A 24,604-nucleotide genomic window follows, 5' to 3' on the forward strand; every position below is an offset into this window, starting at 1 on the left:
ATGCGGACATGTTTAATCGCCAGCTCACGCATAGCGAAGAGCAAAAGCTCAAGGAGTTGCAAGAGGGCAAGAGTCCGGAAGAGCGGTACAGATATGCGGCGGCGGACTGTGCGCTGGTGCATTGCGCGGATGGCGTGCCTAACAGCGATTCGAACAAGGCCGTGTTGCAGCAGATGCAGAATGACGGGCAGGGTTACAAGGCTGAACAGGACGCGATCAACAAGCAGTGATGGACGGATACATATCAGCGGGAGTGTCGTCGAAAGATGCGCAGAGGTATGCTGCCGGACTAATCGAATCCGGTACATCATTGCCCACGACTCTTACCGTAAACGCAGACACTGAACTGATTAAAGTAGTGCCCAAGGGAACATTTTGGGGAGATTCGGTTTCGGCATATTCACCCTATTTCATGACAAAGGCGGAATATGATTCGTTATCCAAGCTACCGGCTAATCAGATTGCGACGAAGCTTGGCTTGCCTGCTGAGCAGGCGGTTCGTGGTTCGCAGCTTGGTTTCGACGTGTATTCAATGAAGCCTCTGCCGGGAACCAGTCCTGAAGCTTTTACGAGCCAAGTTGCGCCTGTGGAATCAGACGCCGCTCTACTCGGGCGGTGCAACGGGAATGCTGGTTCATTCGACGTGCCGAGTGATCAATACGAATGTCGCGGTCGACTTACCACAAGTCAATACGGTGGCGTTTTCGTCGGGCACGGGAGCCGTCGCAGGAGCCCGGGCGTTTTCCCTTCTGCTTACCTGTTCAACGGGGGCCACGGTGTCCATTACGGTGTCCATTACGGTGACCGATAGCGTTGATCCTGCGAATCATGGCAGCACATTGCAGCTGGCATCGGGGTCCACCGCACAGGGAGTTGGCGTGCAACTATTAAACAGCAGCGGGGCTCCCATCGCGTTTGGCCCGGACTCAGCGACGCCTGGCAACACGAATCAGTGGACGGTCGGCGCGTCGCCAAATGGCACGCTGCAAATACCGATGACAGCGCGCTACGTGCGCACGGGTACCGTTTCTCCCGGTCAGTGAAAGCGTTGGCCACTTTCACGATGTCCTATCAATAAGCTGTTCGGAACGCTTCTGACGCACGCGGCAAACTGATCATGGCCGGCGGCCAAGATGCCAAGTCTCGTTCCGCAGCAGACGCGGAATGCGTCCGAGACGATCGACAGGTCGCCGACTACGATGCCCAGCGTGAGGCACTTGTCAGACTGCTGACCGTGCCAATTGACGCTGGGGAAGGTTATCGATCCGGTCATGATCGACAGCTTTATCGCGCGGGCGGACCCGGTGTCTCGGTATCGAAAAAAGCGCGAGCGCAGACTCGCCGCCAGCCACGCTGCGACGACCATCCTGATCATTGTCGCAAGTCTGTCTAAACCGAATTTTGCCGATGTAGACTCAGGCGGTGGCGGCGAGCGCGTTCTCCAGTCGCGCCATCTCGAGATCGTTCTGGCTGCCGTCGATCCACTTGGCGTAAGTGCGGAGGAACATCTCAACGGTGTGACCGAGCTGCCTCGCGCAGAACGCGGGCGTCATGCCGGCCATCAGCATGCTCGTGGCGTAGCTGTGCCGCATGTTGTAGGGACGGCGGTAGCGGATGCCGAGGCGCTTGAGGATGCGCGCCCAATACACACGCTGAAACGCCTTCTCGCTATGCCAAGGCTTACCCGTGCGCGGATCCTGAAACACGCGTCCGCCTGCGACTTGCGTGAAAGCACGCTGGCGTTGAAGGGCAGCAAACGAGCGGCTGTTGAGTCGCACGAGCCGCGCTTCGGCCGTCTTGGTGCGGTTCTTCTCTTCACCCGCCACCAGCACGCGCTCGATGGCGATCGTGCTGTCTTTGAAGTCGACGTAACGCCATTCGAGCCCGTTGATCTCCGAAGTGCGCAGCCCGGTCCAGAACCACAGTTCGATGTAGTTGTGAATCTGCGCATCAACGCTGCCGTCTTCGGTGATGATCGCTTCCGACTCCTCGCGCGAGAACGTATCGGTAGGCTGGCGCTGATGCTTGGCGCGTGAGACGGCTTCGGCGATGTTGGTCGTCATCAACTGATCGGCGACGGCGACGTACAGCGCCAGTCGCAACACCGACACGTAGTTGTTGATCGTCTTGCCGGAGAGTTCGCGGCGGCTGGCGATGACCGTCAAGATGTGCAAGAGTTTGAGCGAGGCGAGCGGTAGCGTGCCCATCTTCCGGCCTCGATTATCGGAGGGCGAACGGGTCCAGAACTTGACGGCGGCGTCGTAGCCGATGCGCGTGGAGGTCTCGATGCGCGTCATGTCGAGCCACTGCGTGAGCCAGGCTTCGACAGTGAGTTCAGCACGCGTGTGCGCCTTCGCCCGCCGCTTCTTTAGTGTGGTCTGGTCTTTTCGGAGAGCTGCTGCGCCGCTAAGTGTGCCTGTGTCGCCTTTGCCGGCGGTGACGCGGGCACGGGTGCCACCTCTTCGGGGAAATACTCAACAAGTGGCCGTCGTAGGTCGCGTACGCGTAGCCGGCGCGGGTGTGAATGACGCGCTCGCTCTGCTTCATGCCGTAGGTGACAAGCAGCACTTCGTCGACCTTGCGACCGAGCGGGGCGAAAAGCGCGTCGCCGACTGTCAGGCTCGCGTGCTCGACGCGGTGGATGTCGGAAGGCTTTGTGGTGTTCGCTGGCGCGTTCATTCTTTTGATTCCGTGGGTTGGGGTGAATGCATTTACGCTCGGCTCGCGCGCGACAGCGAGTCAATCGCCGAGATCGTCGCAAGCGATCGACACCCCATGATCGTGAGCAACGTTCGAGTGAAAAGGCGAACGGGCATGCTGATCGACGAAGGGATTGAGTGATGTCACGCAGCCAGTTCACGCCCTCGGTGGCACAGCGCCAGCTCGTGTTGAAGCTGGCCGCTTGCGGCACTTCGGGGTCGGAGATCTGCACGCTTGGCATGGATGCACGCGGGCGGCCCGTGTGCGAGCAGATCTTGCGTGCGCGGTTCGCGCAGGAGTCGCTGAAGGGCACGGTGCGCACCAACAACAATGTCGCGCAGTCGCTTTGAGGCCACCGACGTCGACACAATCGCGGCAATTTTCCGGCTCAAAGTGCCGCGCACGCTGGAAGGAAACCGTGCGGGCGGCTGTCGCGATCGAAGATGAAAGCATGCGACCAGGACGCAACCAACGTTGACCCATGCGTGTCGCGGATGGTCGAAACCTCGCCCTGCAGAACGCAGCATCGCGAGCACCTGATTCAATGTCGAGACACTGCACGGGCGGCGAAGTTGCTTGCAAAGCGTTTAATGCTGAGCAGCTCTCAGGTTTTAAAAGAACAATGCTTTGGAGAAAAATCCTGACCGCTTGGCAGATCTTACTGCGCAACAGGGCGTGGGATTTAATCAGAATTTGATTTCAAACTTTAACTACGGTGTTCTCGACAGCGCGCGCAGAAACGTCCACGCATTGAACGCCGCGCCCGCGAACATCAGCACGCTCGTCATCGCGAAGACCGAGTGCATGCCCGAATGTGCGGCGATAAAGCCGCCCGCGAGCGGCCCCGTCACCTGGCCGATGTATTGCGCCGACGTCGCGTAGCCGAGGATGTATCCGGCTGCATGATCGGGCACGTTGTGACGCACGACGCTCGTGATCGCGGGCAAGAGGCCGCCCAATGCGAGGCCCATCAGAAAGCGCAGCACGACGAGCTGCGTGCCGTCGGTGACGAACATCTGCGGAATCAGCAGCACGCCGCAGAAAGCGAGACACGCGACGATCACCTTCGGCGCGCCGATGCGATCCGCAAGCCGTCCGACGCGCGGCGCCGCGAGCACGCTGCCGAGCGCGGCGGCGGACATCACGAAGCCCGCGACGAGCGTGACCTGCTTCGGGTCTTTCACGAGCTGCGACACGTACACCGTGATGATCGGCTCGATCGACATGTTCGCGAACATGAGCAGCATCGCGCTCACGAGCATCGCGATGACGGGCGTGAGGACCGGCACGTCGCGCCAGCCGCCGCGCGGCCTTGTTTTCGCGTGATCCGGCGCGCGGCGCTCTTCCTTGACGAGCAACGTCGTCATGATGAACGAGCAGAAGATGAGGCCGCCCGCGAGAAAGAACGTCGCGCGTATGCCGATCAGTCCCGGCAGCAGCCCGCCGACGAGCGGCCCGACGAGATTGCCCGCCATCATGCCCGCCGCGTGCGTGCCGAGCGCCCATGCGGTGCGGTGCTTGGGCGTCTGCGTCGCGATCATCACGATGGCGCCGCTCGCATAGCCGCCGACGAGCCCCGCGAGAAAGCGCATCGCCACGAGTTGCCAGACCGTCTGCACGACGCCGAGGAGAGACATCGTGATCGCCATGCCGAGGCTCGCGCGGATCAGGATCGGCTTGCGGCCGTAGCGGTCGGCGAGACGTCCCCATAGCGGCGCAACGAGCCCCGCCGCGAGAAAGGTCGCGCCGAACGCGACGCCCGACCATTGCACCGCCGCCTCCACCGACGACGCCCCGAGTTGCTGCACGTAGAGCGGCAGGAAGGGCAGGAGCAGCGTCATCGCCATGATGGTGGTGAACGAGCCGAATACGCAGACGTAGAGATTGCGTTGCCAGTGAACGGAGCCTTCGGACATGGATGCGAGGAGGGTGGCGGAGTCTGCGTGACTTTGGCAGATTTTCCGCCGATGCGCTCGCCCACGCCGCGGCACGCAAACTGCGACGCGTGTACGATCGATTCCGGTCCACCGATGGAGAGACGCCGAGTGAAAATCGCGACCTTCAACATCAACGGCATCCGTCCGCGTCTCGACGCCTTGTTGAAATGGCTCGAACGCGAATCGCCCGATATCGTCTGTCTGCAGGAACTGAAGGCGACGGACGCGCAGTTTCCCGCCGATGCAATCGCGAACGCGGGTTATGGCGCGCTATGGCACGGACAGCAATCGTGGAACGGCGTGGCGATTCTCGCGAAGGATGCCGAGCCGGTGCTGAGCCGGCGCGGTCTGCCGGGTTTCGAAGACGATACGCATAGCCGTTATATCGAAGCGGCCGTGGGCGGTCTGCTGATCGGTTGTCTGTATCTTCCGAACGGCAATCCGCAGCCGGGCCCGAAGTTCGATTACAAGCTCGCGTGGTTCGAGCGTTTCAATGCACATGCGAAGGCGTTGTTCGATAGCGGCCATCCTGTCGTGCTCGCGGGCGATTACAACGTCGTGCCCACCGACGAGGATATCTACAACACGCGCTCATGGCTGAAGGACGCGCTCCTGCAGCCCGAAAGCCGCGCGGCCTATGCGGACCTTCTCGCGCAAGGCTGGACGGATGCGTTGCGCAAGACCTTTCCCGATGAGCGCATCTATACGTTCTGGGATTACTTTCGCAATCACTGGCAGACGAACTCGGGCTTGCGCATCGATCATCTTTTGCTCAGCAAGGATCTCGCGAAGAAGCTGGAGAGCGCGGGCGTCGATAAATGGGTGCGCGGCGAGCCGCATGCGAGCGATCATGCGCCGACGTGGGTCACGCTCAAGCTCGGGCGCACGCGAAAGAAAGCGGCGGGCGCTTAGGCCTGGAGCGTATCGCGTGCGGGTTGCAGCGAGGCGAGGAATTGCATGACGTGCTCGCGGCCGCCCATCGTCCAGACATTGAGGTGATCGGCGTCTTCGATGAGCGCGAGGCGCTTGTCGCCACGGGCGGCATCGAAAAGGCGCTGGAAGTGCGCGGGCGGGATCACGCCGTCTTTCGTGCCGCCATAGATGAGGAGCGGCGCGCGCACCGATGCGATTTTCGACAGGCTTTCGTAGCGGTCGCGTGCGAGCAGACGGACGGGGAAGAGCCAGAAGCGCCTGGCCGCCACATCGACGATGCTCGTGAACGGGGCTTCGAGCATCAGCGCGTTGATTTTCACTTCGCTGGCGAGTTGCACGGCGACGCCCGAGCCGAGCGAATAGCCATGCAGCACGATGTTCGATGACCGCGCGGATGCATAAGCGTGGGCGGCGCGGGCATCGGCGTAGAGGCCGGCTTCGTGCGGCGTGCCGGGGTTCCCGCCGTAGCCGCGATATTCGGCGAGCAGCACGCCGTAGCCGGCTTCGATCATTTCGAGCGCGATATGGCCGCGTTGGGTGAGGTCTTCGCCATTGCCGTGGAAGAGGATGACCGTTGCGTCGGTCTTGTGCTTTGGTGCTTTGTAGCGGATGGTCAGGGTGAGGTCGTCTTCGGTTTTTATGCTGATGGCTTCTGTATGTGCTTCCAGTTCCGCGTTTTTGAAGGCTTCGATCTGTTCCAGCGGATAGACGAGGCGGCCTTGCAGCCAATAGAGCCCCGTCAGAGCGATGGCGTAGATCAGCGCGATCGCTGTCAGGAGGATCCAGAGGACTTCGCGCATAGGTTCACGGAGCGGGTTTGCAGGCTCCTATATGTTAGTGGGTTTGGTTTTTTTCGTTTGTTCGCTGGATTGCTGTGGGGTTTTGGTCTTGGTTTCGCCGGATCCCGGTTTCGCGTCGGTTTATTAGCACTGCCCCTGTGCGGGGCGGCAGTCACTTTCTTTGCTGCTGCAAAGAAAGTAACCAAAGAAACAGCTATCCCCAGCCTAAGCACTTCACACCGGCCGCGGCACAGGCGATTGGCTGAATGGCCCGGCAGTAGCGAGTGCCCTCGAAGGTCTCGCGGGGCTTGGACCGCGCACGGTCTGCGCCACCAAATGTTTTTGCCTCACTGGTTCAGCACCAAATAGCTCCGGCCCGCTTCGCGGCCGACCGGTCAATCGGGTCTGCGTGTGCTTCTTCTTCGATGGTTTCCCTCGCATACCCGACGGCAGCGCGTAGCGCTGTGCCGAAGCTATTTGGTGCTGAACCAGCAACCTAAAACAACTAGCTTGTCAGACCGTGCGCGAGCCAAGCCCGATTGGGCCTGTGAGGGCGACACTTAGGCGAGGGCCACCGTGGGCTGGCAAGCATGGCCAACGTGCGTGTGACCGCGGGCGGTGAGAAGCTGCTTTCTTTGGTTACTTTCTTTGCAGCAGCAAAGAAAGTGACCCCCGCCCCGGGGAGGGGCAGTGCTAATAGACCGATAAGAAAACGGGATCCGGCGAAACCAAACCCCAAAAAAAACCCCTACTCACTCCCGAACATCCCCCTCCCCATGCCGCAAACTCATCGGCATCTCCGCGGCGATTTCCCTCTCGATATCCCCCGAATCGCGCTCGCGATTAAAAAGCGCATTGAGCAGAATCGCAAACACGGCGGCAAGCGTAATCCCGCTATGCGTAAGCGGCCCCGCCCACCCCGGCATATGCGCAAAAAACGTCGGCGCGACAAGCGGAATCACCCCCACGCCCAAACTGATCGCGATAATGAGCAAGTTGTTCTTGCTATCGAAATCCACCTTGCCGAGGATCTTCACGCCGGTCGCCGCGACCATCCCGAACATCGCGATTCCCGCGCCGCCGAGCACGACAACCGGTATCGAAGCAATCAGATTCGAAAGCTTCGGCAACAGCCCCAGCAAAATCAAAATCACACCCGACACCGCGACGACCCAGCGGCTCTTCACACCCGTAATCCCGACAAGCCCGATATTCTGCGAAAACGACGAATGCGGAAACGTATTGAAGATCCCGCCGATCACCGTGCCGAGACCATCGGTGCGCAGCCCGCGCGTCGCATCGACGCGAGAAACAGGCCGCATCGCGAGATCGCCGAGCGCGAGAAACATGCCGAGCGATTCCACCATGATGACGACCATCACGAGACACAGCGACGCAATCGCCGCGAGATCGAAGGTCGGCATGCCGAACGCGAACGGCCGCACCGGCGCGAACCACGCGGCCTGACCGACACCCGCGAAATCGACGAAGCCGAGCGGCAGCGCGATCACGAAGCCGATCGCCATGCCGAGCAACACCGAAATATTCGCGATGAAGCCCTTCAGATACTTGTTGATGAGCAGAATCGCGAGCAGCACCACAGCCGCGATCATCAGGTTCCTGGGCTCGCCGAAATTCGCCGCGCCGCGTCCGCCGCCCGCCCAGTTGATCGCCACCGGAAAGAGCGTCATGCCGATCGTCAGAATGATCGTGCCCGTGACGATCGGCGGAAAGAAGCGCATCAGCCGGCCGAAGAACGGCGCGATCAGAATCGCGAACACGCCCGCCGCGATCGTCGCGCCGAAGATCGTCGTGAGCCCCGCGCCGGATGACGCCATCGCGACCATCGGCCCCACCGGCGCGAAGCTCACGCCCATGATCACCGGCAAGCGGATGCCGAACTTCCATACGCCGATGCACTGCACCAGCGTGACGAGCCCGCACGCGAAAAGGTCCGAGCTGATCAGGAACGCGATCTGATCCTTCGGCAGCTTCAACGCCGCGCCGATGATGAGCGGCACGGCGATTGCGCCCGCGTACATCACGAGCACGTGCTGGATGCCGACCGCGAGCATCTGACCGATGGGCAGCACTTCGTCGACGGGATGAATCGTTTGGGCCATGTGCGCTCCGGCAGGTCAGGGACGTTTGAGTCGGTCGCCCGAGTATTGCATCGGGCCATAGCGGAAAAAATATTCGCGCTGCTATACACGGCATCGCATGTCGGACCTTCGTATCGTTCTATGGACGCGCACGCCGCCGCAGGATATTTGACCGCCCTTCGTCCACCCGGCCGCGAACGACCGGAAGCAATTGCCGATTGACCCCGGCGCCGTCGAATCCTTCGCGCTACAAGGCTTTCCGGACTGTCGAATTTTGAGATGACGTGCTACATTCCGAGCGCCTTGCGCCGCGTTTATTGCGATCATGTTCGCCGCGACGCAACAACCAACGCCCGGGGCTAGGCGCCCAAATAACATCAATCGCACAGGATCTCGGCATGGAAATGGTCGGCGGAACGCGGCTTGCCCAATTGTTCACCAGCAATCAGGAGCAACTGCTCACGGAGTGGTTCGCGCAACAGCACGCCATCGCTTCGCGGCGCGGACTCGTCGGGGAAGCCGAGTTGCGCAATCAGTTCACGCAGTTCGTCTCGCTGCTGATGGCGGCGCTCGCTTCATCCGAGCGCGTCGATTTCAGGACGACCGCGTGGCAGGAAGTGCGCGCGTTTCTCACGGAGATGTCCGCTCAGCGCGCGCGTCAGGGCTTCACGCCGGTCGAGACCGCGATGTTCGTGTTCTCGCTCAAGCAGCCGCTCTTCGCGCGTCTGCGCGATTCGCTCGGCAACGATGCCGCGACGCTCGCCGATCTCACCTGGACCATCAGTACGCTCTTCGACGAACTCGGTCTCTTCACGACCGAAGTCTTTCAGACGAGCCGCGAGCAGGTCATCGTGCGTCAGCAGCAGGAACTGCTCGAACTGTCGACGCCCGTCGTGCAGTTGTGGGACGGCATTCTCGCGCTGCCGCTCATCGGAACGCTCGATTCCGCGCGCACGCAGGTCGTGATGGAGAATCTGCTGCAGAAGATCGTCGAGACGGGCGCGGCGATCGCGATCATCGACATCACCGGCGTGCCGACCGTCGATACGCTCGTCGCGCAGCACTTGCTCAAGACCGTCGCGGCGGCGCGGCTGATGGGCGCGGACTGCATCATCAGCGGCATTCGTCCGCAGATCGCGCAGACCATCGTGCATCTGGGCGTGAACCTTTCGAACGTCACGACCAAGGCGACGCTCGCGGCGGCCTTCATCGTCGCGCTGCAGCGCACCGGCAAGTCGGTGACGGGGGCGTACGCACAGGACGCCGGGCGCGCGGTCCGCTCGGGCGACGGCCTCGATTCGCTGCAACCGGAATGACGCCGCGTCTCGCCATTCGAAGCACGCATCGAACGCAACGCGACTGAACGGGGTCCCAAGCGATGGAACGCATTCCGATTCTCAGGATGGGCAAGCTCTTGCTCGTCACCATTCAGGTGGACATGCACGACCGGCTCGCGCTCACGCTGCAGGACGATCTGACGAGCCGCATCGTGAAGGACGGCGCGCGCGGCGTGCTGATCGACATTTCCTCGCTCGACGTGGTCGATTCGTTTATCGGACGCATGATCGGCAATACGGCCGCGATGGCGCGCGTGCTCGATGCGGAGACGGTCGTCGTCGGCATGCAGCCGTCGGTCGCGATCACGCTGGTCGAGCTCGGGCTCACGCTGTCGGGCGTGCGCACCGCGCTCGACGTGGAGAAGGGCATGGCGCTCCTTGCAAGGAATGGCACGGTCTGACGGCCCCATGCGAACGACGCCATGACGATCTATAACTCCACAGCCGCGCCGATCTCCACTTCGCCGCCCGACACGCTGCCGATCCGGTCTGACGAGCAGATCGTGCGGCTGCGCCAGTTCGTGCGGGAAAAAGCGGTCGCGCAAGGCCTGTCTCTCATCGATCAGACCAAATTCGTGACGGCGGCGAGCGAGCTGGCACGCAACACGCTCATCTATGGCGGCGGCGGGGACGTGCATTGCTATTTAGTCGAGCGCAACGGCCGCCGCGGCCTCACACTCGAATTCGTCGACAACGGCCCGGGCATTCCGGATATCCAGCGCGCGCTGTCCGATGGCTTCACGTCGGGCAGCGGCCTGGGCCTCGGTCTCGGCGGCGCGAAACGCCTGTGCGACGAATTCGACATCCGCTCGGCACCAGGCGAGGGCACGCACGTCTCGATCACCAAATGGAAACCGTTCTGAAGGAATCGATGGCCGCGCAGCAGCGCTTCGAGATCGCCGAGGCGAGCCAGATCGCCTATGCGCGGCGCTCGATCGGTGAACTCGCGCGCGGCCTCGCCTTCGACGAGACGACCGCGGGCGAGCTCGCGATCGTCGTCACCGAATGCGGCACGAATCTGCTGAAGCACGCAGAGCGCGGCGAGCTGCTGATGCGGCCGCTCGTCGATGCAGGCGCGGGCGCGCCCCAGCGCTACGGCATCGAAGTGCTGTGCATCGACAATGGGCCGGGCATCCACGATCTGCATCGCTGTTTCGAGGACGGCTACACGACCGCCGGCAGCCCCGGCACCGGCATGGGCGCGATCGAGCGCCTGTCCGACGAGCTCGACATCTGGAGCGCGCCGGGACGCGGCACCGTGCTGCGCGTCGTGTTCTGGAATGCGCCGGGCGCGGTGAATGTGCCTGCCGCGCAACTGACCTATGGCGTCGTGAATCTGCCGCTGCAAACAGAAACCGTCAGCGGCGATGCGTGGGCATGCCATACGAATCAGGGCGAATTCACCGTGCTCGTCGCCGATGGTCTCGGTCACGGTCCGCTCGCCAATGTCGCGGCGATCGAAGCGGCGAAAGCGCTCGCCGCAAACGGCGATCAGCCGCTCGACCGCATCATGGAGGTTGCTAACGGCGCGCTGCGTCCGACGCGCGGCGCGGCGGTCGGCATCGCGCGCATGCCGGCGCTCGCGTCGATGGCGGGCATGCCGGTTTCATTCGCGGGCATCGGCAATATCTCGGCGAGCGTGTGGACGGAAAGCTCGCACAGGCATCTCGTGTCGCACAGCGGCATCGTCGGCCATGCGGCGCGGCGCGCGCAGTTGTTCGACGTGCCGTATCCGCCGGACGCGCTCGTCGTGCTGCATTCGGACGGGCTCGCGTCGCGCTGGGATCTCGCGCGCTATCCGGGTCTCGCCATGCGGCATCCGGCGCTCGTCGCGGCGGTGCTGTATCGCGACTTCTCGCGCGGCAGCGACGATGTCACCGTGTTCGTTGCCCGCGTGAACGGAGGCGCATGATGACGCAGCCGCTCTACGCGATGCATATCGAAGACGAGCGCGACATGGTCGCGGCCCGCGTGAAGGCGCGCGATGCGAGCGCGGCGCTCGGCTTCTCGCCGCAGGACCAGACGCGCATCTCGACCTCCGTGCTCGAAGCGGCGCGCACGGTGCTGACCGCGGGGCAGCCGGCGCGCGCCGAATTCCTGATCGATCACGCCACGCGCCCGCGCCGCTTCGTCGTGCGTTTTCTGGCGGGCGCCGGCGCGGGCGAGCGTCTGCGCGCGATGCGCAGCGACGACTCGCAAGCCGCGCTCGGCCTGCTCGCGGCGCAGCGTCTGATGGATCAATGCGCGATCGCCGACGAAGCGGACGGCGTCACGTCGATCTCACTCGCGAAGGCCTTGCCCGATGGCGTGGCGTGCGACATGCAGGCGGTCGGCCAGGCGCTCTCGCGTCATTCGGGCGCGGACACGGCGGCGGAATTGCAGCGCCAGAATCGCGAGCTGATCGCCGCGCTCGCCGATCTGCGCGAGCGTCAGGAAGAATTGACGCGTCTCACGCGCGAACTCGAAGACACCAATCGCGGCGTCGTCGCGCTCTACGCGGAACTCGATGCGCGCGCGGATCATCTGCGGCGCGCGGATGAATCGAAGTCGCGCTTTCTGTCGAACATGAGCCACGAGTTCCGCACGCCGCTCTCGTCGATCCGCGCGCTGTCGAAGCTCCTGCTCGACCGTATCGACGGCGAACTGACGGAAGAGCAGGAAAAGCAGGTGCGCTTCATCCGCAAGGCCGCGGAGGATTTGTCGGAGACGGTCGACGATCTGCTCGATCTCGCGAAGATCGAGGCGGGCAAGATCGAAGTGCGTCCGGCCGAGTTCGAAGTCGATACGCTGTTTTCGGCGCTGCGCGGCATGTTGCGGCCGCTGTCGCCGGGCGGCGCGGTGGAGCTGGTGTTCGAATCGTGCGAAGGCCTGCCGCCCATCCGCACCGATGAAGCCAAGGTCGCGCAGGTGGTGCGCAACTTCGTGTCGAACGCGCTCAAGTTCACCGAGCGCGGCGAAGTGCGCGTCGCCGCGAGCTACGACGAGGCGCGCCGCCTCATCACGTTTGCCGTCAGCGATACGGGCATCGGCATCGCGCCGGAGCATCAGCAAGTGGTGTTCGAGGAGTTCGGGCAAGTCGAGAACCGGCTTCAGCAATACGTGAAAGGCACGGGGCTCGGCCTGCCGCTGTGCCGCAAGCTCTGCAAGCTGCTCGGCGGCGACGTTTCGCTCGAGAGCGAAGTCGGGCGCGGCTCGACCTTCAGCGCGACGATTCCCGCTCACTACGGCGCGGACTTCGACGCCGCGCATCATGCGGCAAGCGATACGCGGCCCGCCGTGCTGATCGTCGCGAGCAATCCGGTCGAGCGCCTCGACTGCGAGGCCGCGCTGCGCGATTCGTCGTATCGTGCGATGAGCGCCGCGACGCTCGACGAAGCCGGCCGCCTGCTCGCGCGCACGCAGCCCGCCGCGCTCCTGCTCGCCGTGCGCCCCGCGCCATCGGAAGCGTGGATCTGGCTCGCCGCGCTGCGCGCGCAGGCCGCGACGCGCAGCATTCCGATCCTCGTGCTCGGCGATGCCAATGATCGCAACGAAGCGCAGGCGCTCGGCGCGACCGTGTTCATCGAAAAGCCGGTCGGCGGCCGAGCGCTGCCGGGCGTGCTGGACGCGGTGACGGGCAAGGGACCATCATGAGAAGCGACTGGAGCGAGGTGCTGATCCTCAACGTCGATGACAACGACGGCGCCCGCTATGCGAAAACGCGCATCCTGTCGCGCGCGGGCTTTCACGTGATCGAAGCGGCGACGGGCACCGCCGCGCTGGAACGCGTGCGCGCCGATGCGCCCGATCTCGTGCTGCTCGACGTGAAGCTGCCCGACATCAACGGGCTCGAAGTCTGCCGGCAGATCAAGGCGTCGGCGGATACCGCGAGCACGCTCGTGTTGCAGACTTCGGCGGCGGCGGTGCATAGCCTCGATCGCATTCGCGGTCTCGAAGGCGGCGCGGACAGCTATCTGACCGAACCCGTGGAACCGGCCGAGCTGATCGCGCACGTGCGCGCCTTGTTGCGCGCGCGGCTCGCGGAAAACGCGCTGCGTGAAAGCGAGGAGCGCTTTCGTCAGCTTGCCGAAAATATCGACGATGTGTTCTGGATGCTCGATCCCGCATCCGGCGAACTGCTGTATGTGAGCCCCGCCTACACGCATCTTTTCGATACGGGCGGCGGCGCGCCCGCGCCCGTGCCGGGACCGGATCACTGGTCGGGCGATATTCTTCCGCTGGACCGCGATCATGTCGCCGATGCGTATCGGCAACTGCTCGCGAACGGCACGCCGTACCAGGTCGAATATCGCATCGTGCGCGCGAGCGGCGGGCCGCGCTGGGTGGCGGAGCGCGCGTTTCAGGTGCGCGGCGCGGCGGGGCATCCGGCGCGGCCGTATCGCATCGCGGGCATCGTCAACGACATCTCCGAGCGCAAGGCCGCCGAACTGCTGCTGCGCGAAGCGGACCGCCGCAAGGACGAATTTCTCGCGATGCTCGCGCACGAACTGCGCAATCCGCTCGCGCCGATCCGCAATGCGGTGGACTTGCTCGATCCGCATCGCGAGCCGTCCGTGCAGCACTTCGCGACCGTGCGCGCGATCATCGACAGGCAGGTGCGGCATCTGAGCCGTCTCGTCGACGATCTGCTCGACGTCGCGCGCATCACGCAGGGCAAGATCACGCTGCGTCAGGAAGCGGTCGATCTCGCGGTGGCGATCGCGGCGGCCATCGAGACCGTGCAGCCCGCGCTCGAACGCAAGCGCCATACGCTGACCGTGAAGCAGCCGGATGCGCCGCTCTATATCCTCGGCGACAACGTGCGGCTCTCGCAGGTGTTCGCCAATCTGCTGTCGAATGCGTCGAAGTACAGTCCCGAAGAGGGCGAGATCGCGATCGAGACCGAGCAGTTCGGCGATGAGGTGCGCATCGTCGTGCGCGACAAGGGCATCGGCATCGCGCCCGACATGCTGCCGCATATCTTCGATCTCTTCGTGCAGTCGGAGACCTCGCTCGAACGGTCGGAAGGCGGGCTCGGCATCGGCCTGCCGTTGGCGGAGACGCTCGTCGAATTGCAGGGCGGGCGCATCGAGGCGTTCTCGGCGGGACCGCAGACGGGCAGCGAGTTCGTCGTGTGGCTGCCGCTCGCGCTGGATGCGCAAGTGGCCGTGCAGGGCGTAGGCGATGCGCCGGTGAGCGTGGCGAGCGGCAAGCGCGTGCTGCTCGTCGACGACAGCGTGGACGCCGCCACGGCGATGGCGCTGCTGCTCGAAGCGGACGGCTTCGATGTGCGCACGGCCCACGATGCGATCGAAGCGCTCGCGCTCTCCGATGTCTTCGTGCCGCAGATCGTGCTGCTCGACATCGGCTTGCCGGGGATGGACGGCTATAGCCTCGCGGCCGAGATGCGCATGCGCCCCGCAACCGCCGACGCCTTGCTGATCGCGGTGACGGGATACGGCCAGGCGCACGATCGCCAGCGCTCGAAAGAAGCGGGCTTCGATCATCATCTCGTGAAGCCGGTCGCGTTCGCGGAGATTCAGCGCGCGGTGTCCGCGAAGTTCGCATAATCAGGATATCGAAGTATCTTGCACCGCCGCACCGCGCTGCCGATTCCGGCATCAGCGTTTTCACCTAGCAATTCGAGGTTGACTCACGCGGTCGCGCGTCCGAAACTTTAGCCATACCGGTGTGATCACAGGTCACACGGACCGAACCCTTACGGCAGCCGAACGAAAGTACGGAGGCAAGATGGTGGCGACACGCTCGACGACGGATTTACCCGCGCTCGAATTGGTTGCACGCGAAACGATGGCCGGCCGCGTCTATGCGCAACTGAGGCAGGCGATCATGACGGGCCGCTTCGCGCCCGGACAGTTGCTGAGCTTGCGCAGCGTCGCGGAGGCGGTCGGCTCTTCCACCATGCCGGTGCGCGCCGCGCTCACGCGTTTGCAGGCCGAAGGCGCATTGATCGATGGCCCCGGCCGCGCGCTGATGGTCCCGCCGATGACGCTCGAATTGCTCGATGAATTGCGCGACGTGCGCATCGCGCTGGAAGGGGCGGTCGCGAAGCGCGCGGCGTCGCGCATGACCCGCGCGCATCTCGAAGCCTTGCAGTCGATCTTCGACACGATGGACGCGCATGTCGAAGCCGGCGACGTGCCCGCGTATCTGCGCAGCAACTTCGAATTTCATATCGCCATCTACACGCATGGCGCGAGCGATCTCACGCTTGCGACGATCCAGAACCTCTGGATGCGCATCGGTCCGTTCCTGAATCTCGTCGCACCCGACATTCCTCATATGCGCCGCTCGATGGCCGCGCATCGCCATATCGTCGAAGCGCTCTGGAAAGGCGACGGCGAAGGCGCGCGCGCGGGCATCGAGGAAGACATCGGCGATGCCGCCGCCGATTTGCAGGAACGCCTGCAAGGCGGCGACATGTCGAACGAAGCAAGCGCCTGATCTGCACGGCAACGACGACAAGAAAAGGAGACATGCATGACGGTTCTTCAGATGCTGAAACCGCACGCGGGCCTGCGCGTGCTCATTACGGGCGGCGCATCGGGCATCGGCCTCGTGATCGCGCGCGCGTTCATCGATGCGGGCGCGCGTGTGCACGTCTGCGATGCGAGCCCCGACGCGATCGATGCGCTGACGAAAGCCGAAGCGAGCGCGGAGTGCAACGCGATCACGTCGACGCTCGCGGATGTATCGGACAAGGAAGCAGTCGAGCGCGTGTTCGCCGATGTGCAGAGCGGACTCGGCGGGCTCGACGTGCTCGTGAACAACGCGGGCATCGCGGGGCCGACGGGCGGCATCGAAGAACTCGACGTGAATGAGTGGGAAGAGACCATCGACGTGAATCTGAACGCGCAGTTCTACTTCGCGCGCCGCGCGGTGCCGATGCTGCGCGACGCACATGGCGGCGGCACGATCATCGCGCTGTCGTCCGTCGCGGGACGGCTCGGCTACGCGTTTCGCACGCCTTATGCCGCGACGAAGTGGGCGGTCGTCGGCATGACCAAGAGCCTCGCGATCGAACTGGGGCCGTCGAACATACGCGTCAATGCGATACAGCCGGGCATCGTGAAAGGACCGCGCATCGAGCGCGTGATCGCCGCGCGCGCGAAGCAATTGAACCTGCCGTATGAAGAGATGGAGAAGCAGTATCTCGCGAAGATTTCGCTGCGCCGCATGACCACGCCCGAGGAAATCGCGGCCACCGCGCTCTTTCTGTGCTCGCCCGCGGGCAGTGGCATCTCGGGGCAGGCGATCTCGGTGTGCGGCAACGTGGAAGTCCTTTAAAACAACGAGGATCACATGGCAACGAAACGCAAGGTCATCATCACGTGCGCACCGACGGGCGCGATCCATACGCCGTCGATGTCGCCGCATCTTCCGGTCACGCCGCAACAGATCGGCGATGCGGCGCTCGCGGCCGCGAAGGAAGGCGCCGCGATCCTGCATCTGCACGCACGCGATCCGAACGACGGTCATCCGACGCAAGATCCCGCCGTGTTTCAGGAGTTCCTGCCGCGCATCAAGGCGAATACCGATGCGGTCATCAACATCACGACGGGCGGCAGTCCGCATATGACGGTCGCGGAGAGACTGAAGCCCGCGCATCACTTCAAACCGGAAGTCGCGTCGCTCAACATGGGCTCGATGAACTTCGGCCTCTATCCGATGCTGGAGCGCTTCAAGGACCTCAAGCACGAGTGGGAACGCAAGCATCTGGAGAACAGCCGCGATCTCGTGTTCAAGAACACGTTCGCGGATATCGAGTACATCCTGACGTCGTGCAGCGCGAACGGCACGCGCTTCGAGTACGAGTGCTACGACATCTCGCATCTCTACAACCTCGCGCACTTCGTCGATCGCGGGCTCGCGAAGCCGCCGTTCTTCGTGCAGAGCGTGTTCGGCCTGCTGGGCGGCATCGGGCCGCATCCCGAAGACCTCGCGCATATGAGACGCACCGCGGATCGACTCTTCGGCAAGGACTACGTGTGGTCGATTCTCGGCGCGGGCCGCAACCAGATTCCGCTCGGTTCGATCGGCGTGGCGCAGGGATCGAACGTGCGTGTCGGTCTCGAAGACTCGCTGTGGATCGAGCCCGGCAAACTCGCCGAATCGAGCGCGGCGCAAGTGAAGAAGATTCGCCAGGTGATCGAAGGGTTGTCGCTCGATATCGCAACGCCCGCCGAAGCGCGCGAGATGCTCAAGCTGAAAGGCGCGAGCGACACCAACTTCTGACGACGGAGGGCATCGTGAACGCGAGGCTGAAAGTAGTCGCGATGCCGACGGGCTGGCTCACCGTCGATCGCTCGTCGCAGGTGTATGGCCGCTACTTCGGCCAGCAGATTAAGGTGCCCGTGTGGTCGACGGCGATCGTCGGCGCGCAGAAGAAGATAGTCGTCGATACCGGCATTCACGATCCGGGCTGGGTCTCGAACTTCGTGTGCCCATGCGATCAGGCGCCGGAAGAAAAGCTCGAACGCGCATTGAAGGAGTATGTCGGCTGGAGCGCGGACGACGTCGATATCGTCATCAACACGCATCTGCATTACGACCATTCCGGCGGCAATACGCTCTTCAAGAATGCGCGCTTCATCGTGCAGGCGGCGGAGTGGGAATACGCGGGCCATCCGCTGCCGACGCAGGCCACGTATTACCAGGAGTTCCTGATCGGCCGCGAGCCGCTCGCGTATTTTCGCTGGCAGTTCGTGAATGGCGTGACCGATATCGTGCCCGGCGTGCGCGTCGTGCCGACCCCGGGCCATACGCCGGGACATCAGTCCGTCGCGGTCGATACGGAATACGGCGTCGTGCTGATCGCGGGCGATTGCGCGAACTGCATGGAGAACATCGTCGATCTCGTGCCGGTGGGCATCGTGCACGAAACGCTCGCGGAGATCGGCTCGCTTTCGCGCATTCGCCAGATCGCCGATTTCGTCATACCCGGACACGACCCGAACGTCGTGCCCGGCAGTGCAGGCATTGCCTTGCCCGCGAGCGCTCGTCTGCCGCACGTCCGTTGATGGAAGCGCCCGCTTCATAACCATACGAAGACCGGAGGAAGACATGAAAGCATTGACGCAGTCGATTCGTCATGCGGGACGGGCCGCGCTCGGCCTCGCGTTCGCGGCGGCGCTCGCCGTCTCGGGCCAGGCGCACGCGGCCGGCAAGTACAAGATCTTCTTGTCGATGAGCTATGTCGGCAACGACTGGCAGACGGAAGCCGCGAACATGGTCAAGGCGATGGCCAATACGCCCGCCCTCAAGGACAAGGTCGATCTCGAAGTGCAGGTCGCGGGCACCGATGCGCAGAAGCAGATCCAGCAGATCAACTCGATGGTGCAGGCCGGAGCGAAGGCCATCGTCATCTATCCGATCTCGCCGACGGCGCTCAATCGCGCGATCAAGAATGCGTGTTCGAAGGGCGTCGTCGTCGCGGCGTATGACGGCGAGGTGACCGAGCCGTGCGCGCACAACGTGACGATCGATCAGCATCAGGCCGGCACCGTTACCGCCGAATGGCTCGCCAAGACGCTCAACGGCAAAGGCAACGTGGTGATGATCACGGGCGTGCCGGGCACGTCCGTGGACCGCGCGCGCACCGAAGCGGCGAAGGCCGTGTTCGCGAAGTTCCCCGGCATCAAGATCGTCGCGGAAGGCACGGGCATGTGGAGCCAGGCGACCGCGAAGACCGAGCTTTCGAAGATTCTCGCGACGAATAGCTGGGACAAGATCGACGGCCTGTGGATGCAGGTGGGCTGCTTCACGGCGGCGTCGATGCAGCTCGAAGCCGGTATCGCCGACGACAAGATCAAGCCGTGCGCGGGCGAATCGTCGAACGGGCATCGCGTGCAGATGCTGCCGCCGGGTGAGGTGAAGGGACAGGGCGGCTATCGCTCGATCGGCTATCGCTCGATCTCTTACGGCGCGCCGCCGTACTCCGGCGCGATGGCGCTCAAGATGGCCGTGAAGAAGCTCGACGGCGGCGACTTTCCGGCGCGCGTGACACTGAAGCTTCCGCTCGTGCTGACCTCGGAGTCGAAGCTTTGCAAGACCGGCAGCATCGACGAACTGAAGGCGGGCTGCACCGCGTTCCCGCCGGATAAGGTGCCGCCGGGCTGGTTCGCGGACATCTACTCGGAAGACACGAAGGAAGTGGGCTTCAACGCGGCGCTGACGGGTAATCAGGACTGAGACCGGGATCGAGGCATGACGATGAACGACGCATCATTGGCGATCGATCTGTCGAAGGTGACGAAGCGCTTCGGAGCGACCGTCGCGCTCGATGGCGCGTCGTTCTCGGTGAAACGCGGCGCGGTGCATGCGCTGCTCGGCGAGAACGGCGCGGGCAAGTCCACTACGGTCAAGCTGTTGTCGGGGTTGATGCAGCCCGACGCGGGCAGCATCCGCGTAATGGGCAACGATGTAACGATGAAGAGCCCGAAGGACGCGCATCGCGCGGGCGTGCAGACGGCGTTTCAGGAGATGACGCTCGTGCGCGATCTCACGGTCGCGCAAAACCTGTTGATGTCGTATGAGCCGACGGGCTTTCTCGGGCGCATCAAACAGCGCGACGCGCAGCGGCAGGCGGCGGAATGGCTCGACAGGCTCGAACTGCCGGATGTGCGTCCGGGCGCGTATATCCGCGATCTTTCCTTGCCGGTGCGGCAGAAGATCGAGATTGCGAAGGCGATCGTGCGCCGCCCGAAAGTGCTGCTGCTCGACGAACCGACTTCGGCGCTGTCGGGCCGCGATGTCGCGTGGCTTTCGAGGCGCATCGACGAACTGAAGGCGAGCGACGTGACCTTCGTGTTCATCTCGCATCGCATGCAGGAAGTGCGCGAGTTCTGCGACAGCCTCACGGTGTATCGCAATGGCCGCGACGTGGGCGCATTCGACGCCGCCGATATCTCCGATGACGAAGTGATCCGCCTCGTCATCGGCCGCTCGATGGAGGCGAAGTATCCGCCGAAGGTCGCATCCGCGATAAGCGACGCGACGCCGGCGATCGAGACGCGCAATGTTCGCGTCGATGGTGTGGTGACCGATTTCGATCTCGCCGTAAAGCCCGGCGAAGTGCACGGCATCGCGGCACTGCAGGGCATGGGGCAGCGCGAATTGTTCGAGGCGCTTTTCGGCGCGACCTATATCGACGATGGCGAAATACGCATCGACGGCAAGCCGGTCACGCTCACCTGCACGGCGGATTCGCTGAAGGCCGGCGTATCGACGAGCTTCCTGCCGGAGGATCGCAAGACCGAAGGGCTGTTTCTGCGCCTGCCCGGCGGCGAGAACGTGTCGCTGCCGGTGATCGGCCGCTATTCGCGCTTCGGCCTCATCGATCGAAAGCGCGAGCAGACCGCGATACGCCGCTCGCTCGCGCAGATGGAGGTGAATCCGCGCGCGCTCTACAAGCCTTGTCTGTCGTTCTCGGGCGGCAATCAGCAGAAGATCGCGATGGCGAAGTGGCTGCTCACGCAAAGCCGCGTGTGGCTCATGTTCGATCCGACGCGCGGCATCGACGTCGGCACCAAGCATCAGATCTTCGTGTTGATGCGCGCGTTCGCGGCGGCGGGCGGCTCCGTGCTGTTCTATTCGACCGATGTGCCCGAACTCGTCAACGTATGCGACCGCGTCGCGGTGATGTATCGCGGCCGCAATGTCGGCGAACTGACCGGCGACGCGCTCACCGAAGAGAACGTGATGCGCAAGATGCTTTCCAGTTGAGAGGTTGCTCATGAAGATAGCCGTTGCGTCGCCCGATAGCGAGGTCGTGCGGCCGGGCGCGCGCGTGGGTTGGGGCGCGCGCATCGATCATCATCGCGGGCTCATCATCGCGATCAGCGCGTTGCTCGCGATGCTCGCCGGATGGGTCGCGCTGTCCGCGACGCCCGTCGGGCTCTACGACATCGGCTCGGTGATTTCGAGCGCGACCACGCTCGCGCTCGCGGCGATCGGTCAGACGATCGTCGTGTTGTCGGGCGGTTTCGATCTGTCGGCGTCGGCGGTCGTGTCGCTCGCCAACGTGCTCGCGGTGCGCTTCGTGCAGGGATCGCCCGTCGAGCAATGGGCGGGCGCCGCGCTGATTCTCGCGATAGGCGGCGGCATCGGCCTCGTGAACGGCGCGCTGATCGCATGGTTTCGGCTGCAATCGATCGTCGTCACGCTCGCGACGATGTTCATGGTGCAGGGCCTCACGCTGCTGATCCAGAACAAGCCGGGCGGCAGCGTCGGCGACCAGTTCGGCGCGGTGCTCACGGCCGATCTGATCCCCGACAAGATGCCGATGTCCGCGGCCCTGCTGATTCTCGCGTTGCTGATCTGGTCGTTCATCAAGCGCACCCGCTTCGGCGTGGGTCTCTATGCGCTCGGCAGCGATCCGGACGGCGCATACGCGAACGGCATGCCGGTCACGCGCTATCGCATCTCTACCTACGCGCTCGCGGGCATGTTCTACGCGGCGGCGGGCCTGTATGTATCGGCGCAGACAGGTTCCGCCGATCCGCTCGTCGGCCGTCCCTTGCTGCTTTCGATGTTCACCGCCGTCGTGCTCGGCGGCACGCTGCTCGGCGGCGGGCGCGGCGGCTGCGTCGGCACCGTGTTCGCCGCGATGACGCTCATGATCACCGTGAACATCCTGCTCGTGCTGAACGTGTCGGCGTTTTTCACGACGATCGCGGAAGCCGTGATCCTGATGCTCGCGGTGCTCGGTTCGTCGATCGGCAAGCAATCGGCGGCGAACGAATGCGCGCGTCACGCCGCGCAGTGGTTCAAGGCGATACGAACCGGAACACGCGCGCGCGACGACACTCACGCGCGACGCGTCACGTTCGAGGTCGATGACTTTCGTCCGGTCGAGAATACGGAGTTGAAGGGCCGCCCGATTGCGGACTGGATCGAACGCAATCGCGAATGGGTCAAGTATGTCGTTCCGGCGTATCTGCTGTTCTTCGCGGTGGTGATCATCACGGGCTTCGTCTACGGCCCCGGCGTGCTCGTCAGCGCGAACTTCTACACGAGCCTGCTCACGCTGACCTTGTTTCTCGCGATTCTCGGCCTGGGGCAGGGCGCGGTGATTCTGACGGGCGGACTCGATCTTTCGATGCCCTGGCTCATCACGCTATCCGGCGTGCTGTTGACGGGGCTCACGCACGGCATGAACGGCGCGGCCGCGTGGGCGGTGCCGGTGGTGCTGCTCGTCGGCCTGCTCGTCGGCGTGTTCAACGGCGTGGGCGTCGTGATGCTCGGCTTGCCGCCCATCGTCGTCACGCTTGCCGCGAACGGCTTGCTGCAGGGTCTCACGCTGATCTATTGCAACGGTTCGCCGCAAGGATGGTCGCCCTCGGCGATCAGCGAATTCACCAACGGACGAGTCGGGCCGCTGTCGCTCGCGGCGTGGAGCGTGCCGGTGTTTCTCGTCATCGCGCTGGTGCTGCTGCATCGCACGCCGTTCGGGCGTCGTGTGTATGCGGTCGGCAATTCGCCTGTCGCCGCGAAGCTCTCGGGCGTGCGCGTGGGCACGACGTTGATCGCGGTCTATTGCCTCTCCGGTCTTTGCTCGGCGATCGTCGGTCTGCTGCTCGCGGGGTTCAGCTCGCAGGCGTTTCTCGGCATGGGCGACCCTTATCTGTTGCCTTCGATTGCCGTGGTCGTGGTCGGCGGCGCGCTCATCACGGGCGGTCGCGGGCACTATCTCGGCGTGTTCGGCGGCGCGCTGCTGCTCACGGCGCTCGGGACCTTGCTCGCGGGCACCACCGTGCCGCCCGCGGTGCGGGACATCATCAACGGGCTCGTCGTGCTGGCCGCTGTCATCACGTTGCGGGACAAGAAAGGCTGAACCAACTCGAATGAGGATCACACACAGATGCAAGCGAAGAACATTGCGGTGATCGGCTCGGGCCGCATCGGCCGCGCGTGGGCGATCGTGTTCGCGAAGAGCGGCTTCGACGTGAAGATTCACGATGCATCGAAGGAGATGCTCGGCGGTGCGATTCCGTCGATCCGCGAAAGCCTGGACGATCTCGCGTCCTTCGATCTGATCGATGAACCCGTCGATGCGATCGTCGCGCGCATCACCACATGCGAAAGCCTCGCCGATGCCGTCGCCGATGCGGATCTCGTGCAGGAGAACATCGCGGAAGTGGTTGGGGCGAAGCGCGCGTTGTTCATCGAACTGGACCGCCTGACGAAGCCCGATGCGCTGCTCGCGAGTTCGACGTCGGGCTTGCCCGCATCGACCTTCACGGAAAGTATCGAAGGCCGCGCGCGCTGTCTCGTCGCGCATCCGGTCAATCCGCCGTCGCTCGTGCCGCTCGTCGAGTTGTGCGGTGCGCCGTGGACTTCGCATGACACGGTGGAACGCGCCCGCGCCATCTACGAACGAGCGGGACAAAAGCCCGTGACCGTCAACAGGGAGATTTCGGGGTTTCTGCTCAATCGACTGCAAGGCGCGCTGCTCGACGAAGCGTTGAGTCTCTACGAGCAAGGCTATGCGAGCGCCGCCGATCTCGACACCGTGATCCGCGACGGGCTCGCGATGCGCTGGTCGTTCATGGGTCCGTTCGAAACCATCGACCTGAACGCGCCCGGCGGCGTGGCCGATTACGCGGCGCGTTACGGCGGCACATATCGCACGATCGCATCGGGACGCAAGCCGTTCGACTGGCCCGCCGACACGCTCGATAAGCTCGATACGGAGCGCCGTGCCGTCTTGCCGCGCGAGCGTATCGAGGAACGCAGCCGCTGGCGCGATCGCCGTTTGATGGCGTTGCTCGCGCATCGGCGCAATGACAAGGACGGTGAAGCCTAACCCAAGGAGA

Annotated in this window: 23 protein-coding genes; 19 read left to right on the top strand and 4 right to left on the bottom strand. The window is 63.8% G+C overall.

Annotated features, from left to right (window positions below; translation table 11 throughout):
• Positions 1 to 8 precede the first annotated feature (8 nt).
• Positions 9 to 230, top strand: a complete 222-nt coding sequence (locus tag IAG25_RS41435) for a hypothetical protein (protein WP_255503715.1) — start codon at positions 9 to 11, stop codon at positions 228 to 230.
• Between the two features lie 396 nt (positions 231 to 626).
• A complete protein-coding gene (locus IAG25_RS42250) occupies positions 627 to 1,043 on the top strand; it encodes a fimbrial protein (RefSeq protein ID WP_375336524.1) in 417 nt (138 codons plus the stop codon).
• 372 nt (positions 1,044 to 1,415) lie between these two features.
• Here the strand turns inward: IAG25_RS42250 and IAG25_RS15250 are convergent, their stop codons facing one another.
• A complete protein-coding gene (locus IAG25_RS15250; RefSeq protein ID WP_187605578.1) occupies positions 1,416 to 2,297 on the bottom strand; it encodes a tyrosine-type recombinase/integrase in 882 nt (293 codons plus the stop codon).
• Between the two features lie 223 nt (positions 2,298 to 2,520).
• Between IAG25_RS15250 and IAG25_RS15255 the strand changes: the two genes are divergently transcribed.
• Together IAG25_RS15255 and IAG25_RS15260 are read left to right on the top strand one after the other, a co-directional pair.
• On the top strand, positions 2,521 to 2,841 hold the full coding sequence (locus tag IAG25_RS15255) for a hypothetical protein (RefSeq protein ID WP_187605579.1): 321 nt from the start codon (positions 2,521 to 2,523) through the stop codon (positions 2,839 to 2,841).
• Positions 2,841 to 3,050, top strand: a complete 210-nt coding sequence (locus IAG25_RS15260) for a hypothetical protein (protein WP_187605580.1) — start codon at positions 2,841 to 2,843, stop codon at positions 3,048 to 3,050. Before IAG25_RS15255 ends, IAG25_RS15260 begins: the two co-directional genes overlap by 1 nt.
• Before the next feature lie 360 nt (positions 3,051 to 3,410).
• Here IAG25_RS15260 and IAG25_RS15265 read toward each other — a convergent pair whose 3' ends face one another.
• A complete protein-coding gene (locus tag IAG25_RS15265) occupies positions 3,411 to 4,616 on the bottom strand; it encodes an MFS transporter (RefSeq protein ID WP_187605581.1) in 1,206 nt (401 codons plus the stop codon).
• 114 nt (positions 4,617 to 4,730) lie between these two features.
• On the opposite strand from IAG25_RS15265, the gene IAG25_RS15270 reads away from it, so the two are divergent.
• Complete coding sequence (locus tag IAG25_RS15270) at positions 4,731 to 5,549, top strand: exodeoxyribonuclease III (protein ID WP_187605582.1); 819 nt, start codon at positions 4,731 to 4,733, stop codon at positions 5,547 to 5,549.
• Here the strand turns inward: IAG25_RS15270 and IAG25_RS15275 are convergent.
• Both IAG25_RS15275 and IAG25_RS15280 read right to left on the bottom strand, forming a co-directional pair.
• A complete protein-coding gene (locus tag IAG25_RS15275; RefSeq protein WP_187605583.1) occupies positions 5,546 to 6,370 on the bottom strand; it encodes an alpha/beta hydrolase in 825 nt (274 codons plus the stop codon). The two genes, IAG25_RS15270 and IAG25_RS15275, sit on opposite strands and share 4 nt — an antisense overlap.
• Before the next feature lie 731 nt (positions 6,371 to 7,101).
• Positions 7,102 to 8,472: a nucleobase:cation symporter-2 family protein gene (locus IAG25_RS15280; RefSeq protein ID WP_187605584.1), complete on the bottom strand. Its 1,371-nt coding sequence runs from the start codon at positions 8,470 to 8,472 to the stop codon at positions 7,102 to 7,104.
• 377 nt (positions 8,473 to 8,849) lie between these two features.
• Here IAG25_RS15280 and IAG25_RS15285 point away from each other — a divergent pair, with 377 nt between their 5' ends.
• The 14 genes from IAG25_RS15285 (at position 8,850) to IAG25_RS15350 (ending at position 24,594) form a co-directional block, all read left to right on the top strand.
• Positions 8,850 to 9,767: an STAS domain-containing protein gene (locus IAG25_RS15285; protein WP_187605585.1), complete on the top strand. Its 918-nt coding sequence runs from the start codon at positions 8,850 to 8,852 to the stop codon at positions 9,765 to 9,767.
• Between the two features lie 62 nt (positions 9,768 to 9,829).
• The gene (locus IAG25_RS15290; RefSeq protein WP_035510605.1) at positions 9,830 to 10,189 is read left to right on the top strand and encodes an STAS domain-containing protein; all 360 of its coding nucleotides are present in this window, start codon (positions 9,830 to 9,832) and stop codon (positions 10,187 to 10,189) included.
• Between the two features lie 21 nt (positions 10,190 to 10,210).
• Positions 10,211 to 10,651 carry an anti-sigma regulatory factor gene (locus IAG25_RS15295; protein ID WP_035510608.1) on the top strand — a complete coding sequence of 147 codons (441 nt, stop codon included), beginning with the start codon at positions 10,211 to 10,213 and terminating at the stop codon, positions 10,649 to 10,651.
• Positions 10,636 to 11,700 (top strand): anti-sigma regulatory factor, encoded by a 1,065-nt coding sequence (locus IAG25_RS15300; protein ID WP_187605586.1) that lies wholly within the window; start codon positions 10,636 to 10,638, stop codon positions 11,698 to 11,700. Before IAG25_RS15295 ends, IAG25_RS15300 begins: the two co-directional genes overlap by 16 nt.
• Complete coding sequence (locus tag IAG25_RS15305) at positions 11,697 to 13,421, top strand: ATP-binding protein (protein WP_255503718.1); 1,725 nt, start codon at positions 11,697 to 11,699, stop codon at positions 13,419 to 13,421. Before IAG25_RS15300 ends, IAG25_RS15305 begins: the two co-directional genes overlap by 4 nt.
• Positions 13,418 to 15,337: a hybrid sensor histidine kinase/response regulator gene (locus IAG25_RS15310; RefSeq protein WP_187605587.1), complete on the top strand. Its 1,920-nt coding sequence runs from the start codon at positions 13,418 to 13,420 to the stop codon at positions 15,335 to 15,337. Before IAG25_RS15305 ends, IAG25_RS15310 begins: the two co-directional genes overlap by 4 nt.
• Before the next feature lie 181 nt (positions 15,338 to 15,518).
• The gene (locus tag IAG25_RS15315) at positions 15,519 to 16,232 is read left to right on the top strand and encodes a GntR family transcriptional regulator (protein ID WP_035510615.1); all 714 of its coding nucleotides are present in this window, start codon (positions 15,519 to 15,521) and stop codon (positions 16,230 to 16,232) included.
• Positions 16,233 to 16,268: 36 nt separating this feature from the next.
• Positions 16,269 to 17,075, top strand: coding sequence for an SDR family oxidoreductase (locus IAG25_RS15320; RefSeq protein ID WP_187605588.1), 807 nt, complete (start codon positions 16,269 to 16,271; stop codon positions 17,073 to 17,075).
• A gap of 15 nt (positions 17,076 to 17,090) precedes the next feature.
• Positions 17,091 to 18,023 (top strand): 3-keto-5-aminohexanoate cleavage protein, encoded by a 933-nt coding sequence (locus tag IAG25_RS15325; RefSeq protein WP_187605589.1) that lies wholly within the window; start codon positions 17,091 to 17,093, stop codon positions 18,021 to 18,023.
• A gap of 14 nt (positions 18,024 to 18,037) precedes the next feature.
• Positions 18,038 to 18,808 (top strand): N-acyl homoserine lactonase family protein, encoded by a 771-nt coding sequence (locus tag IAG25_RS15330; RefSeq protein ID WP_187605590.1) that lies wholly within the window; start codon positions 18,038 to 18,040, stop codon positions 18,806 to 18,808.
• Positions 18,809 to 18,851: 43 nt separating this feature from the next.
• Positions 18,852 to 19,979, top strand: a complete 1,128-nt coding sequence (locus IAG25_RS15335; RefSeq protein WP_035510627.1) for a sugar ABC transporter substrate-binding protein — start codon at positions 18,852 to 18,854, stop codon at positions 19,977 to 19,979.
• Positions 19,980 to 20,000: 21 nt separating this feature from the next.
• The gene (locus IAG25_RS15340; protein ID WP_187605591.1) at positions 20,001 to 21,512 is read left to right on the top strand and encodes a sugar ABC transporter ATP-binding protein; all 1,512 of its coding nucleotides are present in this window, start codon (positions 20,001 to 20,003) and stop codon (positions 21,510 to 21,512) included.
• Positions 21,513 to 21,522: 10 nt separating this feature from the next.
• The gene (locus IAG25_RS15345) at positions 21,523 to 23,622 is read left to right on the top strand and encodes an ABC transporter permease subunit (protein WP_035510630.1); all 2,100 of its coding nucleotides are present in this window, start codon (positions 21,523 to 21,525) and stop codon (positions 23,620 to 23,622) included.
• A gap of 27 nt (positions 23,623 to 23,649) precedes the next feature.
• Entirely contained in the window at positions 23,650 to 24,594 is a 945-nt protein-coding gene (locus IAG25_RS15350) for a 3-hydroxyacyl-CoA dehydrogenase (RefSeq protein ID WP_187605592.1), read from the top strand.
• Positions 24,595 to 24,604 lie beyond the last annotated feature (10 nt).

Origin of the sequence: Caballeronia sp. EK, assembly GCF_014384845.1 — a bacterium.
Taxonomy (GTDB): Bacteria; Pseudomonadota; Gammaproteobacteria; order Burkholderiales; family Burkholderiaceae; genus Caballeronia; species Caballeronia jiangsuensis.